Annotated in this window: 1 rRNA gene; it reads right to left on the bottom strand. The window is 40.6% G+C overall.

Annotated elements, in window-relative coordinates:
• A 16S ribosomal RNA gene (locus HC728_RS20045) occupies positions 1–114 on the bottom strand; the annotation flags it as partial.
• Positions 115–244: the final 130 nt, after the last annotated feature.

The raw sequence follows: 244 nt of genomic DNA, 5'->3' as shown, positions 1-244 counted from the left end.
CGCTCGACGCCCTTAACGTTCCCCGAAGGTTCAGTTAAGTCGTTTCCGCTCGACTTGCATGTGTTAGGCCTGCCGCCAGCGTTCAATCTGAGCCATGATCAAACTCTTCAATTAAAGTTTTTTGGTTTGTTTCAGCAGAAACAAAACCGACTCAATGATTAATACTGATTGTTACATAAAAGTAATTTTGTGTAGTCACTCAGTTCATTGATAATTTGTTGATTATCAATTCACAAGTGCCCAC

Origin of the sequence: Aliivibrio sp. S10_S31 (assembly GCF_014694495.1) — a bacterium.
Classification (GTDB): Bacteria; Pseudomonadota; Gammaproteobacteria; order Enterobacterales; family Vibrionaceae; genus Aliivibrio; species Aliivibrio fischeri.
This window is presented reverse-complemented; position numbering and strand designations above follow the sequence as displayed.